The sequence below is a fragment of the Streptomyces niveiscabiei genome, assembly GCF_001419795.1.
In the GTDB taxonomy this organism is placed as follows: Bacteria; Actinomycetota; Actinomycetes; order Streptomycetales; family Streptomycetaceae; genus Streptomyces; species Streptomyces niveiscabiei.
Map to the genome: position 1 here is coordinate 1 of NZ_LIRL01001232.1, position 4,357 is coordinate 4,357.

Sequence of the window (4,357 nt, forward strand, 5' to 3'; positions counted from 1 at the left end):
CCCCACGTCGAATCCGCCCGCCACCTCCTCGTCGTCCTCTCCCGCAGCGACGACGTCTTCGGCTCCGGCGCGGTCCGCGAACCCCTGCGCCGGTTCCTCGGCACCACCCTGCTCCCCTGGCTGCGCGGCTCGGCCCCGTCCGGCGTCCGCCGCGAACTCTTCGAGGTGGCCGCCCAGTTGGCGTACCTCTGCGGATTCGTCGCCTACGACAGCGGCCGGCACGCACTGGCGCAGCGCATGTACTGGGCCGCGGCGAGGCTCGCGGACGAGGTCGGCGACCGCGTCGGACACGCGGTCGCCCTGCGCGGACTCAGCGTCCAGGCCCACCAGTTGGGCCACGCCGACGAGGCGAGGGCGCTGGCGCGGGGCGCCGCCCGGATCGGGGTCCGGCATGCCCCGCCCCGCCAGCACGCCTTCTTCCTCGGCCAGCTGGCGGTCGCGGAAGCCGCCACAGGCGACCCGGCCTGCCTCGCACGCCTCACCCAGACGGAACGCTGCCTCGAACGCGCGGGCGGCGCGGGGGAGTTGCCCACCGGCGCCTTCCACCCCGGCGTCCTCGCCCTGCAACAGGCGTACGTGCACCGGGCACGAGGCGACCACCGGTCGGCCGTACGGGCCCTGGAGACCTCGCTGCGCCACCGGCCGCCGGACGAACGCCGCTCCACGGCGATCACGCTCGCCGACCTCGCCCTGACCCACCTGGACATCGGGCACCTCGACCGGGCCTGCGCGGCGGCGCACACCTTCCTCGACACGTACCCGGTGATCGCCAGCGACCGGGCCGACACCCGGCTGCGCACCCTCCTGGCCCGGCTGCGCCCGCACGCGCGCAACCGGGCGGCTGCGGGCGTCCTGGAGCGGGCGCGCGAGACGCGGCGCACCGCGCCGTGAGCGTTCAGCCCCGGGGCAGGCACAGCACGCGGCGGACCAGGTCCGCCCACGCCGCGTACAGGCGGGCCTCCGGGATCGCGTGCCGGTCGAGGTAGTCCTTCGTCTCCCAGCTCAGGAAGGACAGCAGGGCGCGGGCGAGGAGGTCGTGGTCGCCCTCGACGCCCGCCTCGCGCAGGAGCGCCGTCACATGGGTCTGGAAGGCGCGGCCCGGTCCGGAGTCGTCGCGGTGGCGCGGCAGCAGGACCCGGGCGAGGGGCGGGCCGAGGTCGCCCTCGACGGCCGTTCGGTCCAGCAGGGCGTGGCCGAACGCGGTGAGCCGGTCGACGGGCGGCGCGCCGGGGCCCAGCGGCGGAGGGCCGGACGTGCACGCCTCCAGGAAGTCCGCGTCGGCCTCGTCGAGCAGCGCGGCGAGCAGGCCGTCCCGGTCGCCGAACCGCCGGAACAGGGTGCCCTTGCCGACACCGGCCTCGGCCGCGACCTCCCGCATCGTGACGTGCTCGGGCCCGTGCTCGACGACCAGACGCCGCGCGGCGTCCAGGATGCGCTCACGGTTGCGGGTGGCGTCCGAACGCGCGCCGTCGGCGGCGCCCTCCATCAGCCCTCGCCCGGCAGGCACACGTACACGTGCCCGTCCGTGACCCGCACCGGGTACACGGGGACCGGCCTGGTCGCCGGGGGGTCGAGCGGCTTGCCGGTGCCGAGGTCGAACCGCGAGCCGTGCAGCCAGCACGACACGCTGCGCCCCTCGACGTCCCCCTCCGAGAGGGACACCGCGCTGTGCGAGCAGACGTCGTGGATCGCGAAGACCTCCGCCTTCGTCCGGACGACGGCCAGAGGCACCCCCGCGACCTCGAACCGCCGGGGGACGTCCTCCTCCAGCACGTCCAGCGCACACACGTGGGCGAAGCCGCTCTCGGGCACCGTTCTCCTCGGGGGGAAGGGGGGATGGGCCGCTCAGGTTAACGACGCTGGTCCGCACCGGTAAGGGCCTCGGGACCGAGGAGGAGTAGGCGGAAGGGACTAGGTCCCCGGCGCCCTCAGCAACGCCTCCGTCAGCAGTTCCGCGCAGCGCGTCGCCGCCCACGGGAGCCGCCGTACCGCCGCCGTCTGGACCTGTGCCTCCCGCTGGCGGAACACCGGGTGGTCGACGCGGACGTGGGCGAGGCCCGTGTCGTCCTGGTCGCCGAGGTCGCCGACCAGGGCGATGCCGCCGCCCGCGCGGACGAACGCGTACTGCGGGGCGAGCGCGTCGCACACCAGGGCCGGGCGCACGGTGAGCCCTTCGAGGCGTACGCCGATGTCGAACAGCTCGCGCTGACTGGTCCCCGGGCCGGCCAACGCCAGGGGATACCCGCAGAGTTCGGCGAGACCCACCCGCTCGCGCCCGGCGAGCGGATGCCCGTACGGGACGAGCGCGGTCACCGGCACCACCACCGAGCACTCGACGCGCACGTCGGCCTGCGGCCCCATCGCATAGGTCACCGCGACGTCCGCGAGCCCCTCCACGACCCGGCGCGTCGCCTCCTGGCGCCGCACGACGTCGATGCGGAACGACACGTCGGGATGGTCGCGGCGCAGCGCGGCGACGGCGCGCGGGACGAGGCGGTGCGCGAACCCCTCCGAGCAGGCGACGGCGACCGTGCGCGCCGCCGCGCCCCCGCCGCTCCTCAACTCCTCGACCAGCGCGGCCGATTCGGCCTCCGTGCGGCGCGCGTGGGCCAGCAGCCGCAGGCCCGCCTCGGTCGGGGTCATCCCGCGCGGATGCCGGACGAACAGCGCCACCCCGAGGCTCGACTCCAGCTTGGCGATCTGCCGGCTGACCGCCGACGGCGCCACGTTCAGACCCTGCGCGGCCTCCGTCACCGAACCCGCGCGGGCCACTTCGAGGAAATACGCCAGGTTCACCGGCAGCATCTGCACCAAAACCTCCGGAGGGTTGCCGAAAAGAGAACGCAGGGCGTCACAAACGGCAATGGTCGCAGACCGCGAACCGCCCTACTCTGCTGATGCCACACCTCCCCGTAACCCTGGAGCGCGCACCCGTGACCCCCGAGAAACTCGCCCGCGCGGCCGAGGAGTTCGTCGACTCCGGTGCCTTCTTCGCCGAGCTCGCGACGATGGTCGCGTACGCCACGGAGAGTGCGCTCCCCGAGGGCCGCCTTGCCCTGGAGGCATACCTCGGCGAGATCCTGACCCCCGCGCTGACGGACCTCGGCTGCACGGTCACCCGGCACGAGAACCCCTCACCGGCGGCCGGCCCCTTCCTGGTCGGCCGCCGGATCGAGGACCCCGCGCTGCCGACCGTCCTGTGCTACGGCCACGCCGACGTCGTCGAGGGCATGGCCGGCCGGTGGAGCGAGGACCGCGACCCGTGGACCCTCACCGCCGACGGCGACCGCTGGTACGGGCGCGGCGCCGCCGACAACAAGGGCCAACACCTCGTCAACCTCGCCGCGTTGCGATTGCTGCTCGCCGAGCAGGGCCGCCTCGGCTTCAACCTGACGTTCCTCTTCGACCCCGGCGAGGAGATCGGCTCGCCCGGCCTCACCGCATTCGCCGCCGCCCAGCGGGAGTTGCTCGCGGCGGACGTCCTGCTCGCCTCCGACGGACCCCGCCTCGACGAGACGACACCGACGCTGTTCCTCGGCGCCCGGGGCGCCGTACAGCTCCTCCTCGACGCCGATCTGCGGCCCGGCTCCCACCACTCCGGCAACCGGGGCGGCGTCCTGCGCAACCCGGCGACCACCCTCGCCGGGGCCGTCGCCACCCTCGTCGACGGACACGGCCGCATCCTCGTCCCCGAGCTGCTGCCGCCGCCGGTGAGCCCCGAGGTGCGCGAGGCGCTCGCCGGGGTCGAGGTCGACGCCGACCCGCACTGGGGTGAGCCGGGACTCACCCCCGCCGAACGGCTCTACGCCTGGAACACCCTCGAAGTCATCGCCTTCTCCTCCGGCGACGCCGAGCACCCCGTCAACGCGATCCCCGGGCGGGCCCGCGCGGTCCTCCAGCTCCGGCACGTCGTCGGCACGGACGTCGAGGGCGCCGCCGCCGCTGTCGCCGCGCACCTCGCCTCCCACGGCTACCCGATGGTCGACGTCAGCACGCTCGGCGCGTACCCCGCGAGTCGTACGCCGCTCGACGACCCGTGGGTGCGGTGGGCGCGGCCCGTCCTCGACCGCGCCGCCGGGCGGCCCGTCGCCGTCCTCCCCAACATCGGCGGCGGCCTGCCCAACGCGGTCTTCACGGACGTACTCGGCCTGTCCACGCTCTGGCTCCCGCACTCCTACCCCGGCTGCCGGCAGCACGCCACCGACGAACACCTGCCCAAAGCCATCGCGCGGGAAGGGCTGGTGCTGACCGTGGGGCTGCTGCACGCGCTGGGGAATCCGACGGCGGACCATCCGCTGCCGAGCCGCGCGTAGTCCTCAGGTAGTCCCCGTGTAGTACCCCCTACCTGTTGTAGTAC

Annotated in this window: 5 protein-coding genes; 2 read left to right on the forward strand and 3 right to left on the reverse strand. The window is 74.7% G+C overall.

Annotated elements, in window-relative coordinates; translation table 11 throughout:
* On the forward strand, positions 1-891 hold an 891-nt coding region (locus AOK24_RS42475), incomplete at its 5' end, for a tetratricopeptide repeat protein (protein WP_420876733.1).
* A 4-nt stretch (positions 892-895) separates the two neighbouring features.
* On the opposite strand, the gene AOK24_RS42480 is transcribed toward AOK24_RS42475, so the two are convergent.
* From AOK24_RS42480 to AOK24_RS42490, 3 genes are all read right to left on the reverse strand, one after another.
* On the reverse strand, positions 896-1,507 hold the full coding sequence (locus AOK24_RS42480) for a TetR/AcrR family transcriptional regulator (protein WP_338060980.1): 612 nt from the start codon (positions 1,505-1,507) through the stop codon (positions 896-898).
* The gene (locus tag AOK24_RS42485) at positions 1,486-1,812 is read right to left on the reverse strand and encodes a non-heme iron oxygenase ferredoxin subunit (RefSeq protein WP_055725210.1); all 327 of its coding nucleotides are present in this window, start codon (positions 1,810-1,812) and stop codon (positions 1,486-1,488) included. The genes AOK24_RS42480 and AOK24_RS42485 overlap by 22 nt, the downstream gene beginning before the upstream one ends.
* A gap of 99 nt (positions 1,813-1,911) precedes the next feature.
* A complete protein-coding gene (locus AOK24_RS42490; RefSeq protein ID WP_240554392.1) occupies positions 1,912-2,805 on the reverse strand; it encodes a LysR family transcriptional regulator in 894 nt (297 codons plus the stop codon).
* A 128-nt stretch (positions 2,806-2,933) separates the two neighbouring features.
* Here AOK24_RS42490 and AOK24_RS42495 point away from each other — a divergent pair, with 128 nt between their 5' ends.
* A complete protein-coding gene (locus tag AOK24_RS42495; RefSeq protein WP_055725212.1) occupies positions 2,934-4,313 on the forward strand; it encodes a M20/M25/M40 family metallo-hydrolase in 1,380 nt (459 codons plus the stop codon).
* The last annotated feature ends 44 nt before the right edge of the window (positions 4,314-4,357 follow it).

Bases quoted from the DNA above. Each gene is read 5' to 3' on its own strand.
- AOK24_RS42490 (WP_240554392.1), bottom strand. From the start codon at position 2,805: ATGCTGCCGGTGAACCTGGCGTATTTCCTCGAAGTGGCCCGCGCGGGT.